This is a genomic window from Ruegeria sp. ABV3_008 (genome assembly GCF_056161185.1).
The window spans coordinates 1-18,356 of the sequence record NZ_JBSWYP010000019.1; the positions used below are offsets into that span (position 1 = coordinate 1).

Annotated in this window: 20 protein-coding genes; 12 read left to right on the forward strand and 8 right to left on the reverse strand. The window is 58.9% G+C overall.

What is annotated here, in order from left to right:
• Positions 1-254: 254 nt before the first annotated feature.
• The 3 genes from ACXAH8_RS21645 to ACXAH8_RS21655 all read left to right on the forward strand — a co-directional run bounded on the left by ACXAH8_RS21645 (position 255) and on the right by ACXAH8_RS21655 (position 3,909).
• Positions 255-1,409 carry a phosphoserine transaminase gene (locus tag ACXAH8_RS21645; protein ID WP_475220608.1) on the forward strand — a complete coding sequence of 385 codons (1,155 nt, stop codon included), beginning with the start codon at positions 255-257 and terminating at the stop codon, positions 1,407-1,409.
• Between the two features lie 57 nt (positions 1,410-1,466).
• Entirely contained in the window at positions 1,467-3,062 is a 1,596-nt protein-coding gene (serA, locus tag ACXAH8_RS21650) for a phosphoglycerate dehydrogenase (RefSeq protein WP_475220609.1), read from the forward strand.
• Between the two features lie 121 nt (positions 3,063-3,183).
• Entirely contained in the window at positions 3,184-3,909 is a 726-nt protein-coding gene (locus ACXAH8_RS21655; RefSeq protein ID WP_475220610.1) for a metallophosphoesterase family protein, read from the forward strand.
• Position 3,910: 1 nt separating this feature from the next.
• Here ACXAH8_RS21655 and ACXAH8_RS21660 read toward each other — a convergent pair whose 3' ends face one another.
• Positions 3,911-5,428 carry a malonate--CoA ligase gene (locus ACXAH8_RS21660; protein ID WP_475220611.1) on the reverse strand — a complete coding sequence of 506 codons (1,518 nt, stop codon included), beginning with the start codon at positions 5,426-5,428 and terminating at the stop codon, positions 3,911-3,913.
• Between the two features lie 144 nt (positions 5,429-5,572).
• Here ACXAH8_RS21660 and serB point away from each other — a divergent pair, with 144 nt between their 5' ends.
• Complete coding sequence (gene serB / locus ACXAH8_RS21665) at positions 5,573-6,448, forward strand: phosphoserine phosphatase SerB (protein ID WP_475220612.1); 876 nt, start codon at positions 5,573-5,575, stop codon at positions 6,446-6,448.
• Here serB and ACXAH8_RS21670 read toward each other — a convergent pair.
• Both ACXAH8_RS21670 and ACXAH8_RS21675 read right to left on the reverse strand, forming a co-directional pair.
• A complete protein-coding gene (locus ACXAH8_RS21670) occupies positions 6,445-8,748 on the reverse strand; it encodes a caspase family protein (protein ID WP_475220613.1) in 2,304 nt (767 codons plus the stop codon). The two genes, serB and ACXAH8_RS21670, sit on opposite strands and share 4 nt — an antisense overlap.
• A gap of 17 nt (positions 8,749-8,765) precedes the next feature.
• A complete protein-coding gene (locus tag ACXAH8_RS21675; RefSeq protein ID WP_475220614.1) occupies positions 8,766-9,140 on the reverse strand; it encodes a hypothetical protein in 375 nt (124 codons plus the stop codon).
• A 183-nt stretch (positions 9,141-9,323) separates the two neighbouring features.
• Here ACXAH8_RS21675 and ACXAH8_RS21680 point away from each other — a divergent pair, with 183 nt between their 5' ends.
• From ACXAH8_RS21680 to ACXAH8_RS21690, 3 genes are read left to right on the forward strand one after another with little or no spacing between them, the layout of a single operon-like run.
• Positions 9,324-9,653, forward strand: a complete 330-nt coding sequence (locus tag ACXAH8_RS21680) for an ArsR/SmtB family transcription factor (RefSeq protein WP_475220615.1) — start codon at positions 9,324-9,326, stop codon at positions 9,651-9,653.
• Positions 9,641-10,069 (forward strand): SRPBCC family protein, encoded by a 429-nt coding sequence (locus ACXAH8_RS21685; protein WP_475220616.1) that lies wholly within the window; start codon positions 9,641-9,643, stop codon positions 10,067-10,069. Before ACXAH8_RS21680 ends, ACXAH8_RS21685 begins: the two co-directional genes overlap by 13 nt.
• A 22-nt stretch (positions 10,070-10,091) precedes the next feature.
• Positions 10,092-10,412 carry a YciI family protein gene (locus ACXAH8_RS21690; protein ID WP_170469513.1) on the forward strand — a complete coding sequence of 107 codons (321 nt, stop codon included), beginning with the start codon at positions 10,092-10,094 and terminating at the stop codon, positions 10,410-10,412.
• A gap of 5 nt (positions 10,413-10,417) precedes the next feature.
• On the opposite strand, the gene ACXAH8_RS21695 is transcribed toward ACXAH8_RS21690, so the two are convergent.
• A complete protein-coding gene (locus ACXAH8_RS21695) occupies positions 10,418-11,416 on the reverse strand; it encodes an asparaginase (protein WP_475220617.1) in 999 nt (332 codons plus the stop codon).
• Positions 11,417-11,597: 181 nt separating this feature from the next.
• Here ACXAH8_RS21695 and ACXAH8_RS21700 point away from each other — a divergent pair, with 181 nt between their 5' ends.
• From ACXAH8_RS21700 to ACXAH8_RS21715, 4 genes are all read left to right on the forward strand, one after another.
• The gene (locus ACXAH8_RS21700; protein WP_170376002.1) at positions 11,598-12,131 is read left to right on the forward strand and encodes an invasion associated locus B family protein; all 534 of its coding nucleotides are present in this window, start codon (positions 11,598-11,600) and stop codon (positions 12,129-12,131) included.
• A gap of 147 nt (positions 12,132-12,278) precedes the next feature.
• Positions 12,279-12,446, forward strand: coding sequence for a hypothetical protein (locus tag ACXAH8_RS21705; protein WP_170376001.1), 168 nt, complete (start codon positions 12,279-12,281; stop codon positions 12,444-12,446).
• A gap of 117 nt (positions 12,447-12,563) precedes the next feature.
• Entirely contained in the window at positions 12,564-13,754 is a 1,191-nt protein-coding gene (rlmN, locus tag ACXAH8_RS21710; RefSeq protein WP_475220618.1) for a dual-specificity RNA methyltransferase RlmN, read from the forward strand.
• 223 nt (positions 13,755-13,977) lie between these two features.
• Positions 13,978-14,577, forward strand: a complete 600-nt coding sequence (locus tag ACXAH8_RS21715; RefSeq protein WP_475220619.1) for a cytochrome P460 family protein — start codon at positions 13,978-13,980, stop codon at positions 14,575-14,577.
• Between the two features lie 2 nt (positions 14,578-14,579).
• Here ACXAH8_RS21715 and ACXAH8_RS21720 read toward each other — a convergent pair whose 3' ends face one another.
• The gene (locus tag ACXAH8_RS21720; protein WP_170375995.1) at positions 14,580-14,918 is read right to left on the reverse strand and encodes a hypothetical protein; all 339 of its coding nucleotides are present in this window, start codon (positions 14,916-14,918) and stop codon (positions 14,580-14,582) included.
• The gene (locus tag ACXAH8_RS21725; protein WP_475220620.1) at positions 14,915-15,835 is read right to left on the reverse strand and encodes a DnaJ C-terminal domain-containing protein; all 921 of its coding nucleotides are present in this window, start codon (positions 15,833-15,835) and stop codon (positions 14,915-14,917) included. Before ACXAH8_RS21725 ends, ACXAH8_RS21720 begins: the two co-directional genes overlap by 4 nt.
• Positions 15,836-15,994: 159 nt before the next feature.
• Here ACXAH8_RS21725 and ACXAH8_RS21730 point away from each other — a divergent pair, with 159 nt between their 5' ends.
• Positions 15,995-16,378, forward strand: a complete 384-nt coding sequence (locus ACXAH8_RS21730) for a hypothetical protein (protein WP_170644204.1) — start codon at positions 15,995-15,997, stop codon at positions 16,376-16,378.
• Here ACXAH8_RS21730 and ACXAH8_RS21735 read toward each other — a convergent pair whose 3' ends face one another.
• The gene (locus tag ACXAH8_RS21735; RefSeq protein WP_475220621.1) at positions 16,379-17,476 is read right to left on the reverse strand and encodes a cystathionine gamma-lyase; all 1,098 of its coding nucleotides are present in this window, start codon (positions 17,474-17,476) and stop codon (positions 16,379-16,381) included.
• A 3-nt stretch (positions 17,477-17,479) separates the two neighbouring features.
• Entirely contained in the window at positions 17,480-18,322 is an 843-nt protein-coding gene (locus ACXAH8_RS21740; RefSeq protein ID WP_170375987.1) for an LOG family protein, read from the reverse strand.
• Between the last annotated feature and the right edge of the window lie 34 nt (positions 18,323-18,356).

The window sequence follows — 18,356 nt, forward strand, 5'->3', positions numbered from 1 at the left end:
GGAGACCGAAACCTCGTCTGCACATGCCCACCAATGGAAGCTTACGAAGAAGCCGCAGAATAAAACTAAAAGACCCCGCCGAAAGGCGGGGTTTTCGCTTATCGGAAACCTCTGTTCTTATTTGCGCTCATCTTTGGTGTCGTTTTTTGCGGTGAAAGCGTCTTTTTCGCTTGCTGCGTCTGCGAAGGCCTCATAGCTCTGTCCGTGGGACACCCCTCCCCAACGAGGGGCGTGTATCTGGAAGGGTAATACAGATGAGCATTGAACAACCGGCGACGCGGCCGGCGAATCCGCGTTTTTCCTCGGGCCCCTGCGCCAAACCCCCCACATTTGATCTGTCCAAACTGGCCGATGCCGCGCTGGGTCGTTCGCACCGTGCTGCTGTCGGTAAGGACAAGCTGAAAGCGGCCATCGAAGGCACGCGTGAGATTCTGGGCATCCCAGCGGACTACAAGATCGGTATTGTTCCCGCGTCGGACACCGGCGCGGTTGAGATGGCGCTTTGGTCGCTGCTGGGTGAGCGCAAGGTTGAAATGCTGGCGTGGGAGAGCTTCGGCGCGGGCTGGGTGACTGACGTGGTCAAGCAGCTGAAGATCGACGCCAAGGTGAAGACCGCAGATTACGGTCAGATCGTTGATCTTGCTTCGGTCGATTTTTCCAATGACGTTGTGTTTACGTGGAACGGTACAACCTCGGGCGTTCGGGTGCCCAATGGCGACTGGATCGCCGATGATCGTCAGGGCCTGACGATTTGTGATGCGACCTCGGCGGCCTTTGCGATGGACTTGCCCTGGGACAAACTGGATGTGACCACTTTCAGCTGGCAGAAAGTGCTGGGTGGCGAGGCTGCACACGGGATGCTGATCCTGAGCCCACGCGCAGTCGAACGACTGGAAAGCTATACTCCCGCATGGCCTCTGCCTAAGATTTTCCGCCTGACCAAGGGCGGCAAATTGATCGACGGTATCTTTACCGGGGCCACGATCAACACGCCGTCCATGTTGGCGGTTGAGGACTACCTGTTCGCGCTGGATTGGGCGCGCTCGGTTGGTGGGTTGCAGGGGCTGATCGCTCGTGCTGATGCCAATGCCGGTGCGGTGCATGCGTTCTGCAACCAGAACAATTGGATCGCCAATCTTGCTGAGGACGAGGCGACGCAGTCGAACACCTCGGTCTGCCTGAAATTCACAGATGGGCGCATTCAGGACGGTGCAACATTCGCGAAAGCCGTGGCCAAACGGCTTGAGGCCGAGAATATCGCCTTGGACATCGGTGCCTATCGTGACGCGCCTGCAGGCCTGCGCATCTGGTGCGGCGGTACGGTTGAGACCTCGGATATCGAAGCGATGCTGCCATGGCTGGCATGGGCCTTTGAGGCCGAGATCGCGGCGCAGTCTGAGGCTGCCTGACTTTTCACCGGGCCGTCCAAGGCCCGGACCTTCCATACAATTCAAGGACCAGAGAAAATGGCCCCCAAAGTACTCGTATCTGACAAGCTCAGCGAAACCGCCGTGCAGATTTTCCGTGATCGCGGCATCGACGTGGATTTCATGCCCGATCTGGGTAAGGACAAAGACAAACTGGCCGAGGTGATCGGTCAGTATGACGGCCTTGCCATCCGTTCGGCCACAAAAGTTACACCGACCATTCTGGAGAAAGCCGACAAACTGAAAGTGATCGGTCGTGCCGGGATCGGGACCGACAATATCGACAAGGATGCGGCGTCGAAGAAGGGTGTGATCGTGATGAACACGCCGTTCGGCAACATGATCACCACCGCTGAGCATGCGATTGCGATGATGTTCGCAGTGGCGCGGCAGATCCCCGAGGCCAGCACCTCGACCCATGCGGGTAAGTGGGAAAAGTCCAAGTTCATGGGCATCGAGCTGACCAACAAGACCCTCGGCGTGATCGGGGCGGGCAATATCGGCGGTATCGTTTGCGAACGCGCGCTCGGCCTGAAGATGAAGGTTGTGGCCTATGATCCCTATCTGGGTGAAGAGAAAGCCGCGCAGATGGGTGTTGAAAAGGTCGAGGTGGACGAGCTGCTGGCCCGCGCTGACTTTATCACTCTGCACGTCCCGCTGACGGATCAGACGCGCAATATCCTGAGCCGAGAGAACCTGGCGAAGACCAAAAAGGGTGTACGGATCATCAACTGTGCCCGTGGTGGTCTGGTCGACGAAGATGCTTTGGCCGAGGCGCTGCAATCGGGCCATGTCGCCGGTGCGGCCTTTGACGTGTTCAGCGAAGAGCCGGCGAAAGAGAATGCCCTTTTCAACCTGCCCAACGTGGTCTGCACGCCTCACCTTGGCGCGGCAACGACCGAGGCGCAGGAGAACGTGGCGCTGCAGGTGGCGGAGCAGATCTCGAACTATCTGCTGACCGGTGCGGTGGAAAATGCGTTGAACATGCCCAGCGTGACGGCTGAAGAGGCCAAGGTCATGGGGCCGTGGATCAAACTGGCGGGCCATCTGGGCAGTTTCATCGGCCAGATGACCGATGAGCCGGTTCAGGCGATCAACATCCTCTACGATGGTGTAGCGGCTGAAATGAACCTGGCCGCTCTGAACTGCGCCGTCGTTGCGGGGATCATGAAGAAGTTCAATCCCGAGGTGAACATGGTCTCGGCGCCGGTTGTCGCCAAAGAGCGTGGCATCAAGATCTCGACCACCAATCAGGACAAATCCGGTGCGTTTGAGGGCTATATCAAGGTCACCGTGGTGACCACCAAGCGCGAACGCTCGATCGGTGGCACAGTGTTCAGCGACGGCAAGCCTCGCTTCATCCAGATCAAAGGCATCAATATCGACGCCGAGATCGGGGCGCATATGCTCTACACCACCAACGAGGATGTGCCGGGCATTATCGGTGCGCTGGGTCAGACCATGGGCGAGAACGACGTCAATATCGCGAACTTTACTCTTGGCCGGTCTGAAGCGGGTGGGGAGGCCATCGCGCTGCTTTATGTGGACGAACCTGTCCCGGCCGAGGCGCGCGCTAAGCTGGCGGAAACGGGCTTGTTCACGCAGATCAAACCGCTGGAGTTCGACGTCGTCTGATTGGCACCCTTTGTCATTTCAGACAATTTGACACCCGCGCCAAGGACCGGCGCGGGTGTTCCTGATTGCGCTATCAACGCTTTCGCCTCTAAACTGCCGTGACAGCAGCCGAGACCTTTTCATGACTAAACCGATTTACGCCATTGGCGACCTGCACGGGCAGAGCGTCGAGTTCGACCGACTCCTTTCTCTGATTGACCGCGACGGCGGGCCTGAGGCTCAGGTGGTGTTTCTGGGCGACTATACCGACCGGGGACCAGATAGCCGGGGTGTTCTCGACCGCCTGATCGCGGGACGCGCCGAAGGGCGGGACTGGATCACTTTGCTGGGTAATCACGACCGTATGTTTGCATGGTTTCTTGAGGATTTCCCCCGCCATGATCCGCATCTTCTGGTCGGTTACCACTGGCTGCATGAGCGTCTGGGCGGGGTCGAAACACTTGCCAGCTATGGTATCGTGTTCGAGGGGCAAACCCGGCTTGAGGATCTGCACGCCATGGCGTTGCAGGCCGTGCCCGAGGATCATCGTGCGTTCCTGCGGGGGCTGGTCTTGATGCACCAGACACCCGATCTGGCTTTCGTTCATGCGGGCATCCGCCCCGGTATCGCGTTGGATCAGCAGGATGAAAACGATCTGGTCTGGATCCGGCAGGAGTTTTTGAAAAATACCGCGCCGCATCCCAAGCTGATCGTCCATGGCCATACTCCGGTCGACCGGGTGACGTATTGCGGCAATCGCGTGAACCTGGATACCGGCGCGGGGTATGGACGCCCGGCCAGTGTCGTTGTCTTCGAAGGCCGCACCTGTTGGGAGTTGACTGAAAAGGGCCGGGTCAGCCTTGTATAAATCAGCCTTGTATAAAGCTGTCTTTATAGGTCGCGCGCAGGGCGTTCTTTTGCACCTTGCCCATGGTGTTGCGGGGTAGCTCACCAAGCACGATGAGTTTGCGCGGATGTTTGAACCGGGCCAGCTGATCCTGAACGCGTGCTAGAATGGCATCCAGATCAAGGGCCTGTCCGGGCTGAGGCACCAGAATGCCCAGCACGGTTTCGCCAAAATCCGGGTGCGGCACGCCGATGACCGCGCTTTCCAAAACGCCTGGTTGGTCATCCAACAACAGCTCGATTTCCTTGGGGTAGATGTTGTACCCGCCCGAGATGATCAGGTCTTTGCCACGGCCGACGATATGGACATAGCCATCCTCGTCCACCCGGCCCAAATCGCCAGTGATAAAGAACCCGTTCTCGCGCAGCTCAGCGGCGGTTTTCTCGGGCATCTGCCAATAGCCCTTGAAGACGTTCGGACCGCGAACCTCAATCATGCCGATCTCGCCTTGTGGCAAAGGCGCGCCGGTTTCGGGGTCCGTAACCTTCAGCTCGACATCCGGAAGCGGGAACCCGACGGTCCCGGTGCGGCGTTCGCCGTCATAGGGGTTTGAGGTGTTCATGTTGGTTTCGGTCATTCCATAGCGTTCGAGGATACGATGCCCGGTGCGGGCCTCGAACTGCTCATGGGTTTCCGCCAGCAGAGGCGCCGAGCCTGAGATGAACAGCCGCATATGGCGCGTCAGATCTCCGGTAAACCGGTCTTCGCCCAGCAGGCGAGTGTAGAAGGTTGGCACACCCATCATCGAGGTGGCCTCTGGCATCAGACGCAGGATGTCGTTCAGATCGAATTTGGGCAGAAAGATCATCGACCCGCCCGAAGCCAGCACCACATTGGTCGCCACGAACAGGCCATGGGTGTGAAAGATCGGCAGCGCATGCAGCAGCACATCGTCCTTGGTGAAATGCCACTCCTGCACCAGCGTTTCGGCATTGGACAGCAGGTTGGCCTGCGTCAGCATCGCGCCTTTCGACCGCCCCGTAGTGCCTGAGGTATAAAGGAACGCGGCCAGATCGTCTTCGGACCGTGAAACAGGTTCATACGCAGGCAGCATTCCCAGCGCCCGGCGCATCAGGCTGCCACTGCCATCGGCGTTCAGAGTTGCAATATGGGCGTTCTGCGCTTGGGCAATCGGGGTCAGGCCAGCCTCGTTCGCGATATCGCAGACTACCAGCTTTGCGCCGCTGTTTTCGATGAAATACTGCAGCTCAGTGGTCGTATAGGCGGTGTTGAGCGGCAAGAAAATCAGCCCGGTCTGCGCGCAAGCGGCGTAGAGAGCAAGCGCCTCGGGCGATTTTTCGACTTGAACCGCGACGCGATCTCCGGGCTCCAGCTCCAGTCCCGTCAGCGCGTTGGCCAGCCGCGCGGCCGTGTCGAGAAAGGTGGCATGGGTCAGAACCTGACCGTCGGGCAGATGCAGGAACGGAGTGGTTTTCCCAGCGTGAATGCCAAACAGACGATCATAAAGCGGGTTGGCCATTCGGTGTTCCTTTCCGTGCGTCGTGGGCTGAATCTGGCGGGGAAAACCGGGACCGTAAAGCCCCGTTTGGCAGATATTTCCAACCAACTCTGGCGAAAATGCTGCACCTGCGATATGCGCTATGCAGATTGCCGGAGACCTGCCATGTACGTTGCCACCTTGCTCACAAATCCCACCACACCCTCGCTTGGGGTCACTATGGTGGATGCGCTGCGAAATGCGTGGGGCGGGGGCGAAGTCACGTGGCTCAACCCCGGTGAGGCGGCCGCGTTCACGCTGCCCGAGATGCCGGATAATCGCTGGGATGTCTGGGCCGATCTGCAGGAAATGAGCGTTGATCTGGTCGTTCAGCCATCCGAGGGGCGGCGCAAGAAAATGCTTCTGGCGGATATGGACAGCACCATGATCCAGCAGGAATGCATTGATGAGCTGGCGGATGAGGCGGGCGTGGGTGAGCGCGTCAAGGACATCACCGCGCGCGCGATGAATGGTGAGCTGGATTTCGAAGGCGCGCTGATCGAACGGGTCGGCCTGTTGAAAGGGCTGGACGAGGCGGTCATAGACCACGTTCTGAACACGCGGATCACCCTCATGCCCGGCGGGCGCGAGTTGGTGGCGACCATGCGCAAGGCTGGCGGCTATGCGGCCTTGGTCTCGGGCGGGTTCACGGCGTTCACGGCCCGTGTGGCGGCGCAGTTGGGGTTTGATGAGAACCGGGCGAACACGCTGTTGACCGAGAATGGGCAGCTGACGGGCGATGTGCAGCGCCCGATCCTCGGGCGGCGGGCCAAGGTTGAATCGCTGGAGCGGATCACCGCAACGCTTGGCTTGTCCGAGGGCGACGTGATCGCGGTTGGCGATGGGGCTAACGATCTGGGCATGCTGGGGCGGGCCGGAACCGGCGTTGCGCTACATGCAAAGCCCTCGGTCGCCGCCGAATGCGACGTGCGGATCAACCACGGAGACCTAACGGCCCTGCTTTATATTCAAGGTTACAGCAAGGCTGACTTCAGCGTCTAGAACAAGTCAAAGCGCACCGGATTCTGCGCCCAGTACACACGCGCGGCCAGCAACAGCCGGGCCTTCGGATCGCTGGCGGCGGCATAGGGAACCGGAACACCGAACTTGGCGCTGATGTTCTCAAGCGCAGTCAGGGTTGCAGGGCCGACTTGGCCATCGACGGTGACATTTTCCCCAAGTTCATTCAGCGCCAGTTGCAATGCCCGATCCAGATCCCCACGCGATAAGCTGTCCAACTGCGATTGAGCCTGCGCGGCAGGGTCCTCATTCGGCAGCAGCGCCGCTTTTGCCGCCCTGAGCGCCGCGTCAGCCGGACCTTTGCCCGGTACCTGACCGTCCAGAATGATATAGGCTCCGTTCGCACCGCCCCAGGCATCACCGCGTTCCAGCGAGGTGTCGTACCAGGCCAAGGCCTCGGTGCGAGGCCGACCTTTCAACTGATCCCGCAGGATCATGCGGGCGATACTGGCCGGAGCAGTTGGATGCCCACCCTGAGCTGCCGCCAGAAAGTAGGATTCGGCTTTGTCGAAATCGACCGGATTGCCGCCCAGCCCATTCAGCGAGACATAGGCCAGATTGTCGTACCCATAGATGTCCTGCCGCAGCTCGGACGCCCGCAGATATCGCAACCCACGCTCGGGGATATAGCGTTCCGAGTTTTCACGCAGGAAATACATGCCAAGTTCATTCATCGAATAGGTATGTCCAAGCTCGACCGAGCGTTCCAACAGCTCGAAGCCGCGATTCTTCTCTTCGGTCGTTTCACCTTTGCGCAGCAATTGTTGGCCCAGCCGGTGCATGGCATAGGGGTCTTGCTGGGCGATGGCTTCTTCTAGCAGCGCGCGCGCTCTTTCCGGGTCATAAGGGGTCTTGGTGACCGCGCGGTCGATGCGCTGTGTATCCAACAAAGTTGCCAGAGCGTATTTGGCGCGAATATGCCCGCCGTCGACAGCACTCGTGAAACTCTCAAAGGCACCTGGCACATTGCCTGCGGCTTGTTGCAAACGGCCCAGCTGGTACTGGAACCGCGCGTTTTCCGGATAGTCCTCGACCGCTTGCGAACAGGCGGCCAGACCTTTGGTGATATCCAGCTCATTCGGCAGGCGGAACACGCCAACGCCATTAAGATCCAGCGCATCCCCCGCTTCGAGATCGCAGGCGTTCATGCCCAATTCCAGAGAGACCTCAACCGTCTGGCGCGTCTGATCGGCGGTTACGACCTCGACCGCAAAGGTGTCCGCAAAACCGGTTTTGGGCAGGTCAACGGCACGTGTGTCCGTGATCTCGGGCGTGTAGGTCAGAGATGTTTCGCTTGCGCTGACAGCACCCCGGTCAGGGGTTTCCGTCACCCGCACATCTACAATGTCCCTTCCCAGCGCTTGGCTCAGGCTTTGGGACAGCGGGACAGATTTGTCGAACTGATAGCTGAGCGATAGGGATTGGGGGGCGCCGTCCTGCAGCGCTTCTGGTTCAACCTCGACTTTTTGCTGCGCCAGATAGAACGGGCGCACCAGTGTCGAGCTTTCCCAGGGGATCTGCTGCCCCGATGTTTTGGTGTGAACCCTCTCGCGAATGACCGGAAAGAGCTGTTGGATATTCTCAAACGGAGAGGATTGGGCAGTTTCCAGAACGGCCGCCGTATAGGGGCTGTTGTGGCCGATTTCGCCATCACTGGCCACCGCACCTGGCGAGGTCGAATAAGCTACCAAGGAATTCAGCGGCGTTTTGAAGACGTCGAACCCTTCGCGAGTTTCGAAAAGATTGGCGTCCAGATCGGCCGCCAATCTGAGGTCTTGAAACGGATTGTCCCTGCACGAGTCCAGAATGGCCACATGGGCCGCGCTACGGGCGGACAGGGTGTCAATCACACGATCCAGCGTCATCGTTGCCAGCGGCACATCATAGACGCTTTCAAACTTGGCATCCACGGGCAGCAAATAGTTTCGCCGCCCGATCTGAATGCCGTGACCCGCATAGTAGAACAGAACATCTGCGGAATCCGGGATGTTCAGAACCGCTGTGCGGATCAGCTCTTCAAACTCGCGTTTGGTCAGGTCATAGCCGTCGAAGACTTGGAAATCGAAGTCTCGCAGCATGTCCGCAATGTCTTCGGCGTCTTTTCTGGCATTGGTCAGGTCGCCAACGCTCGTGTAGTCCTGATTGCCGATGACAATCGCAACCCGGCTATTCCCGCTAGTTGCCGACGGGGACTGCGCGCTGAGGCCGCTTGCGCAAATCGTTAAGATAGACGCAGCTGCTAGTAAATGGCGCCGACCGGTTTTGAACCCAAGCTTTAGCATGTGGTGTCGTCTCCGGCTTATCCGCCCCAGCCGCCACCGCCGCCACCGCCGGCTCCTCCACCGCCGCCACCGCCGGCTCCTCCACCGCCGCCACCGCCGGCTCCTCCACCGCCGCCACCGCCGGCTCCTCCACCGCCGCCACCGCCGCCACCGCCGCCATCTCCGCCATCGCGGTCATACGCATTTTGGCGCGCTGTCGATGAAATGACCGTAGAGGCTGCCGCCGTCGCCGTCGTGGATGCAGGCGTGGGAGTTGTCGCTACCGCCGCCGCAGGGGTTGGTTGAGGGGCGGTTGCAGCAGGGGTGACAGTCTCAGTCTGTGACCAAGGGGATGCACAGCCTGCAACAACAAGGGTACAGGCGATAAACAATGAAGTGGACGCGAAGCGCATCTCAAGCCTCCTAAAATAAAACAACTTATTAAACTCACACATAACACCGTAACTTGTGTCTTTGGAGCAGGTCTATGAACCTTTTCACATATACACGAAAAGAAGAGGCACGGCCAATTTTCCTGATTGGCGCTGACAAAAGGTAGACTTTCCTAAATTTAACATTTGTGTTAAATAAGAATCATGACCGATCTTATTACAGCCTTTTCCGCACTATCTGACCGCACTCGGTTCGCCATCGTCGAACAACTGATGGAAGGCGGTGAACTGCCCGCCGGAGACCTGATCGAAGGCAAAGGCATGTCAGGTGCCGCAATCTCGCGCCACCTGAAGGTGCTGCGACAGGCCGGATTGGTGCAACAACGCGTGCTGGGTACCCAGCGGCTGTATTCCGTCCACTCCGAAGGCCTTCGTGCGATTGCCGAGTGGACGATCTCGAAACGGCAGTTCTGGGAAAGCAGTCTGGATCGTTTGGGTGACATCTTGGAAAGGGAAAATTCATGGCCGACCTGAAATTGGAGCGGGACTTTCCCGTCAGCCCGGAGGACCTTTTTGATTGGGTGACAGATGGCTCGAAACTGCTGCAGTGGTGGGGGCCGGAAGGCATGCATGTGCCGGATCACAATCTGGATTTTTCGAGAACCGGCCCCTGGTTTTCAGTGATGGAAAACAGCGATGGGCAGCAATTCAAGGTTTCGGGACATGTCACGCATGTTGATCCTCCGAACTCGGTTGGCTTCACGTGGGGTTGGCATGGCGACCAAGATCAACGCGGGCCGGAAAGCCACGTGACTTTTTCAATAGCGGCAACCGAAACCGGTGCCCGGCTTGTTATCGATCACCGTGAACTCGCGGACGCCGAGGCTGCTGAGAACCACAACACAGGCTGGACATCCTCGCTGCGCAAACTCGAAGCGCAGTGCCAATAGATTTCATTCAGGGAGGAACAAAATGCCCCAATATCTATTTGTTTATCACGGGGGCCACACCCCAACTGACCCCGCAGAAATCGAAGCAACCATGGCCGCATGGGGCGCGTGGTTTCAAAACATGGGCGAGGCTTTGGATATCCCGGGAAACCCGGTAGGCCAATCCTATACCGTCAGTAACGGCGGCGTTGTCGACAATGGCGGGGCAAACCCGGCCTCTGGCTTCACGGTGATCAAAGCCGACAGCATTGATGCTGCAACCGAGATGGCCAAAGGCTGCCCGATGGTCATCAACGGATCTGGCTCGGTCGAAGTGGCGGAAATCCACGAAATCGAGATGTAGCCGCCTTAGTTCGGAAAGCCCGGCGCGGGTCGGATCACGCCGCATTCCAGCCCTCGGCGGCTGTATTGCGTTGCATTCATGAATTTGCGCGTGGCCGGGTGATCGGCCTCCAACATGCCGAGGCTGACCAGAATGGCGGCGATGGCGCATTCGCTCGCGCGGGTGGTGCCGTCGGTGATCTTCAGCGCAACGCCCATGCGTTTTTCCGGCAGGATCGCGACGAAGACGGCCTCGGCCCCGGTCTTGATCGCAGCGCGACCGTTCATCGCGCGCATCAACTCGGTACAGGCGCGGGTTTCGCCCGCGACAAGCTCTGGGTGCTTGATCATCGCGGCGGTCAGTTGCTGCGCCGCGTCGCTCGACCGGTCCGACCGATCAGCGGCTGAGGCAAACCACGCCATGGAACGCGCAAGCCCGACCAGTGAGGTCGCGAAATTCGGGGCCGAACATCCGTCGATGCCGTAGCCGAGGCTGGTCTCGCCGGTTGTTTCCTCGATGGCAGACAAGCACGCTTGTTGAACGGGGTGGTCAATCTCAAGGTATTCCGGTCCGGCCCCCATATGCTGAGACAGGGTTAGAAACCCGCAGTGTTTACCCGAGCAATTGTTGTGGATCTGGCACGGCGTATCGTCGGCTAGAATAAGCCGGTCGCGCGCGGCTATGTCGGCGGGCTCTTGCGGGCCGCAGCGCAGATCATGCTCGGTGAGACCGAGATGATCCAGCCAGGCCGAAACGCGATCCGTGTGAATGGCGGCCCCGTTATGCGAAGCGCAGGCTAGTGCTAGATGTTCTGAGTTCAGCCCGTATTTTGCCGCAGCGCCGGACGTAACCAAAGGCAAAGCCTGAATCATCTTGGCCGAGGAACGCGGGTAGATTACTGCGTTCGGATCACCCCAGCTTTGCATGATCTGCCCTGTTTCATCGCAGACCACCGCATGACCCAGATGCAGGCTTTCCAGCAAATCACCACGCCACAGTTCTGTCATCGGGATGGGCTGCGTCATCTGGACCTCCGGATTTATGCGCAAAATTCTGCCAATCGCCCTTTCGCCTGTGGCGAAACCTGCGTTAGTGTGTGTATGTCGACAATCATCGGAATGCGCAACGTTTCCAAGACGAACTGGCAGGGTTCGCATGGCTTTCCGATGGGTATGAGGTAGAAGGTCGAGCTAGGAGGCTGGACAAATGGGATCAATGCTTACCCGCGTGCTTGCGGGTCTGTGTGTGGCGGGTATGGCCACAACTGCAATCGCACAGCAGGGAACAAGTACGAACCGCGTCGCGGCAAAAACGGATTGGAGCGTTTTTGTCGAAGATGATCCCACCGAATGCTGGAGCGTTTCGGCCCCCAAGGAAACCGTGAATACGCGGGGCGGACGTGTCGTTTCTGTGCGCCGCAGCGACATCTTGCTGTTTGTCTTCTATCGTCCGAATGCCGAGGTCAAAGGACAAGTGACCTTTACCGGTGGCTACCCTTTTGCGGCCGGTTCCACGGTGAACCTGGTTGTAGACGGGTCTGAATTCGAACTGTTTACCGAGGGCGAGTGGGCCTGGCCGGCGACTGCTCAGGACGATGCCAAGATCGTCACCGCCATGAAGCGCGGGACCGAGGCTGTGCTGACCGCACGCTCGGAACGCGGGACGCAAACAAAGGACACGTTCTCTCTGCTGGGCTTCACCGCCGCGATCGAAGACGCGGAGACGCGCTGCACCAACTGATCTTTCGGGTCGCGATCACAAGCGACCCGTCTATTTTGCAGCTTCTCGCATAATTCTACCAAATATTCAGAAAGCTTGATCCGTATCAAAGCGCGTCCTTTTGGCATCTGAACTAATTTGTTCAGTAATAACAAAGGATGTCTGAATATGTTCGACAAAACTCTGATAACTCTGATGTTGGCTTCTTCACTGGTTCTGGCGGCCTGTGAAAAAGAGCCTGAAACCTACCCGATTACAGGTGAAGAATGCGGGCCTGAAGATCCGGTGAAAACACTGGATGCCGAGGATTGCTTTATCCCGCCTGCAGGGGTCTGATCCGGCGATAAAAGCGCGTAAGGGTCAATACGATTCCTTTTGATCTTTGCGCGCGATCCTATATAGAGGCGCATCCCAATCCGGAATCCACCTGAGATACGCCCAGTAGGTACCCAAATGTCGCCCAAAGCGCCGATCACTCAAGACGTCATGACCATCCCCCGCAAACTGCCTGAGGGGAAGGTGAACCTTGTCGGTCTGACGCGCGATCAGCTCCGCGCGGCTCTGATCGAACATGGCACGCCGGAAAAGCAGGCCAAGATGCGGACCGGTCAGATCTGGCAGTGGATCTACCAATGGGGCGTGCGTGATTTCGCACTGATGACCAACCTGGCCAAAGCCTATCGCGCGCAACTGGCCGCGAGCTTTGTGATCGAAATTCCCGAAGTGGTCACCCGTCAGGTGTCCGAGGACGGCACGCGCAAATATCTGTGCCGTATTGCGGGCGGGCACGAGGTCGAGGTGGTCTATATCCCCGAAGAGGATCGCGGCACGCTGTGTATCTCGTCTCAGGTAGGTTGTACGCTGACCTGCTCTTTCTGCCATACCGGCACGCAGAAACTGGTGCGCAACCTGACCGCGGCCGAGATTGTGGGCCAGGTGATGATGGCCCGCGATGATCTTGAGGAATGGCCGACCCCCGGTGCGCCGAAGGATGAGACGCGCCTGCTGTCGAACATCGTTCTGATGGGCATGGGTGAGCCGCTCTACAATTTCGAAAACGTCCGAGACGCGATGAAGATCGCCATGGACCCCGAAGGGATTTCTCTTTCTCGTCGCCGGATCACGTTGTCCACGTCGGGCGTGGTGCCGGAAATTGCGCGCACGGCCGAAGAAATCGGCTGTTTGCTGGCGATTTCCTTCCACGCGACCACCGATGAAACCCGCGACGTTCTGGTGCCGATCAACAAGCGCTGGAACATTGAGGAGTTATTGCAAGCGCTGGCCAGCTATCCCAATGTCTCGAATTCCGAGCGGATCACGTTTGAGTATGTAATGCTGGATGGTGTGAATGACAGCGACGAGGACGCGCATCGTCTGATCGACCACATCAAGCGTCATAAGATCCCGGCCAAGATCAACCTGATTCCGTTCAACGAATGGCCCGGTGCGCCGTACAAGCGCAGCTCGAACAATCGTATCCGGGCCTTTGCGAATATCATCTACCAGGCCGGCTATGCCTCACCCATCCGCAAGACGCGCGGCGAGGATATCATGGCGGCCTGTGGTCAGTTGAAATCGGCAACCGAGCGTGCGCGCAAATCGCGTAAGCAGATCGAAGCTGAGGCCGGGTTGAGCGGTAGCTAAGCCACTTCTGCCAAGGGTTGCAGCGGTAAACTTAATGTTTCCGGTGCTGATTTTGTCTTCAATATTTGCTATGTGTTAGGGCGTCCGTTCCTGTTTCGGACGCTCGGCTTTCCCTTGAAACGCCGGGGCTTTTCGCCGCCAGCTTATTTCTTCGCTACGCGCGGCATGTAGGCAAACTGATATTTCAGGTGAGCCCCAAATGATTGAACGACCTCGAAGTAAATTGAAAACCATTGCATTTGCAGTCCTATTTGTACCGCTATCTGCAGTGGGCGCTTTTGCGGAAGACCCCGATGCGCATCTGGCCATCGAAAACCCGGCCGAGCTGAGCAAGGACGAAGCTAGCGCGCATTATCGCGCGCTGTCGAAACGTATGGCCCGTGGCTATGCGACTTCTCAGCTGGATCTCATTTTGAACTACCAAAGCTGGCCACTTTTCAACGATGCGCCCTATATCTCGGCAACACACGGGCAGCGGTTCGTGAACAGCTATGCCAACCGCATGGCGCTGAACTACGCGACCCTGCAACCGGGTGAGCTTTTGCCCATGGGCTCGGTTCTGGCCAAGGACAGCATGACGGTGACCGATGAGGGTAAAATCTACCCCGGTGCGATGTTCGTGATGGAGAAACTGGCCCAAGGTGCCAATCCCGAGACTGCAGACTGGCGCTACATTATGGTACTGCCCGATGGGTCTTTGTTTGGCGACACTCTGGGCGATCGGGCCGGGGCCGTGGCCTATTGCCATGACTGCCACGTGCAGGTAGCCGACAGGGACTACACCTTCTACGTTCCCGAGGATTACCAGATCAAAGGTGAGTAGACCTATCCGCGACGAAAGCGGGCGGTTCCGATAACCTCAATCAGTTGCTGCCGCACGGGATCGGGTTGCGCCTCGACCGCGTTCAGAACTTCACGCAGTTCAGCGCGTAGCCCGTGCATCTGGTCGATCAGAGAAATCATCATCGACAAAGCATCGGCCTCCATATCGTATTGCTCGTGCAGTTCGCAGGCCAGTTCCAGCCGGGCAACGTCGATGCTGTGGTAGACCACGCCTTGGTCTGATTGCTCGGGGATCACGATCTCGGCGGCCAGGTATTCGGTCAGGCGGTCCGAGGTCAGGCGAGTGATGGTTTCGATCAGTTCCTCTTCGGTCAGGGTCATGACGGCATTCCTTTCCGAGGATCATAGCGATGGGCGTCGCGCCATGTTTCCATGAATTGCTTGAGGTCGTCGTCGATCTGGTCGGGCAGGGCGACGGTGAGTTCGATCAGTTGATCCCCCCGTTCGGACGAGCCGCGTTTTTTGACTCCCTTGCCCCGCAGGCGCAGGGTTTTGCCGCTGCTGGTGCCTGCCGGAACGGTGACGTTGACGCCACCGTCGATCGTAGGGGCCGGGACTTTGCCGCCCAGAACAGCCTCATCAATGGTGATCGGCAATGTGATGTGGATGTCATCCCCCTGCCGGTCGAACACCGGATGATCCTCGACCGAAATCGTGACCAGCGCATCCCCCGGAGGCCCCTCACCATAGCCCGGAGCGCCCTTGCCTCGCAGCCGGATGGTTTGACCCGTGGTGATACCCGCCGGGATTTTAACCTCGATCCGGTTGCCATCGGGCAGGGTAAGCTTTTGGCTGGCCCCAAACACGGCATCCAGAAAGCTGATCTGCAGCGAGTAATTCAGATTGTGACCCGGCGCATGGAATTCCTGCGTGCGCTGGCCGCCAAACCCACCGCGGCCGCGCATGAATTCGGCGAAGATGTCCGACATGTCATCCGGGTCCGCCTGCCGTCCGCGATAGGGGTTTCCGGCGGCCTCGGCATAGTCGCGATAATATTGCTGTTGAGGGCGCTCCTGACCCGAAGCGTCAATCTCGCCATTGTCATAGCGGGCACGGGTTTCGGGGTCTTTCAGCAGATCGTAAGCAGCGGCGGCGGCTTTAAACTTGGCCTCGGCCTCGGCATCACCGGGTTTGAGGTCCGGGTGGCATTCCTTGGCGATGCGCCGATAGGCTTTCTTGATCTCGGCGGCACTGGCGTCTTTGGCGACGCCGAGGACGGAATAGGGATCGTCGCTCATCTCACCTCTCGCGGATGTGGGTCGGTCTGATCTTTATGAATGTGTTTTATCATGCGATTTCAACCGACCAAAAGGAAGAGGCAATTGAATTGGCTCGAAAAATCCTACAGGTTTGATAATATCTGTATGTCTGTACCTGTTCATACACGGAGAGCCTGAATGTCGCGCAGAATCAAATCCGCTCTGGCCCTGCTGGCCGGGAATGCCATCGGCCTGTTGCTGGCGTCGCTCATTTTGAACGGCTTTGCCATCAAGCCGATCTCATTCATCGTTGTGGTGCTTGTGTTCACCGTCGTTCAGGTGATTGCCGAGCCGCTGATCCTGAAGCTCGGGGAAAAGAAGGCGCCGGCGCTCAAGGGTGGGATCGCGTTGATCGTGACCTTTGTGGGTCTGCTGGTCACCGACCTGATTGCCTCGGGGCTGACGGTTGGAGGTGTTTCCAACCTGCTGGCCGCAACGCTGTTGGTCTGGCTGGGGGCGTTGATCGCCAGCGTGGTGCTGCCGATCTACGTGTTTAAGGAACTGCGCGAAGCCAAGAAATAGTCAGAGCGCGTTCAGGCTGGCCTCGAACGCCTGCCAAAGCTCTTCAACCGGCTCACACCCGACCGACAGGCGGATAAAGGCGGGGTCGACAGCGTCACCCCACCGCGCGCGGCGCTCAGCCGAGCTGTGAGCGCCGCCGAATGATGTGGCGGGCCGCAGCAAAGGGCAGGTGTTGATGAAGGCCTCGGCCTTGTCCTCGCTTTCCAGCGTCAGCGATAGCAGGAACCCGAACCGCGTGGTCTGAGCTTGCGCCAGCGCGTGGGACGGATCGTTCGGCAAGCCGGGATAGCGGATGTGCTTGACTACCGGGTGCGTTGACAGTCGCTCGGCCAGCACCTGAGCCGAGGCGCACATGCGGTCAAAACGCACGTCCAGAGTCTCGAGCCCGCGATGCAAAAGCCATGCTTCGTGCGGTCCGGGGATTGAGCCTGAGACGCGCCGCCATTCCTCAACCCGCTCCATGATCTGCGCGTCGCGGCTGGCGACGTGGCCCATTAGCATGTCCGAGTGCCCGCCCATGGCCTTGGTGTCCGAGGACACGACCACGTCGATACCCAGATCCAACGGCCGCTGGCCCAGCGGTGTCAGGGTTGTGTTGTCGGCAATGGTGATGCCTCCGGCAGCACGAACCTGTTTGGCCACATCCGCAAGGTCAATCATGTCGAGGCCGGGGTTCGACGGACTCTCCACGAAGACCACGTCGAAGCCCTCAAACCCTCCGTCGGTAAAGCCTGTGGTCGGCCGTTCTTCGACCACAACGCCCAGCCGCGACAGGAACCTGTCTGCTAGCAGGCGCGTCACGTAGTAACCATCCGAGGGGATCAACAGGCGCGACCCGGCCTGAACGGTTGCAAACAAAGCGGCCGAGATGGCCGCCATGCCCGACGGGAAGCTAAGGCAGGGCGCGGCCTCAAGATGGGACAGCACATGTTCCAGATGCACCCATGTGGGGTTGTCGACGCGGCCATAAGTGGCATGCCCATCCGGCAGGCCGGGCAGGTGGTACATGCTGCTTTGGGTTAGTGGCAGGGCGACCGGGTCACCCTTGTCCAACGCGTTACCACGCAGGTGAAGCATCTCTCCGGTTTTGTGGGCCATGGTTCAGCGTCCCGGAATGGCGTCGCGAGGCGGGGCGGGTTCCCAGTTGTCGATGATCTCAACCGCTTCTTGCGCGGTGTCGACAAAGCGAAACAGATCGAGGTCTTCGTCCGAGATCGTGCCAGCATCGGCCAGCGCCGACCAGTTGATGACCTTCTCCCAGAATTCGCGCCCAAACAGCAGGAAGGGCACACGCTCCATCCGTCCCGTTTGGATCAGGGTGAGGGACTCAAACAGTTCATCCATCGTGCCAAAGCCGCCGGGGAAGATGGTGATGGCGCGGGCTCGCATCAGGAAGTGCATCTTGCGGATGGCGAAATAGTGGAAGTTGAAGCTGAGGTCCGGCGTCACATAAAGGTTCGGCGCTTGTTCATGCGGCAGAACAATGTTTAGACCGATGGAGCAACCACCGGCATCCTGCGCGCCGCGGTTTCCGGCCTCCATAACGCCGGGGCCACCACCCGTGACGATGACGTTCTCGCGGCAGCCCGTCTCGTTCGATTTCTCGGTCATAAGCCGCGCGAACTCGCGCGCCTCGTCATAATATTGCGACAGACCGGCCAGTGTTTCGGTGCGCGCGGTGTGTTTCTGCGACGGTTCCGGAATGCGCGCGCCGCCGAACATGACGATGGTCGAAGTGATCTCACGCTCACTCATGATCATCTCGGGTTTCAGCAGTTCCAGCTGCAAACGCACGGGGCGCAGCTCATCACGGCACAGGAATTCCTCATCGGCGAAGGCAAGGCGATAGGCCGGGGACCGCGTTTGAGGCGTGTCCGGCACCTCGCTCGCGGTCGAGCGGTCAGTCTGCGCGTCGCGGAAAGGGCTGTGGCGGTCTTCTCTCATTGGTGAACGATCCCTGCTTGCGTGTTTGACAAAC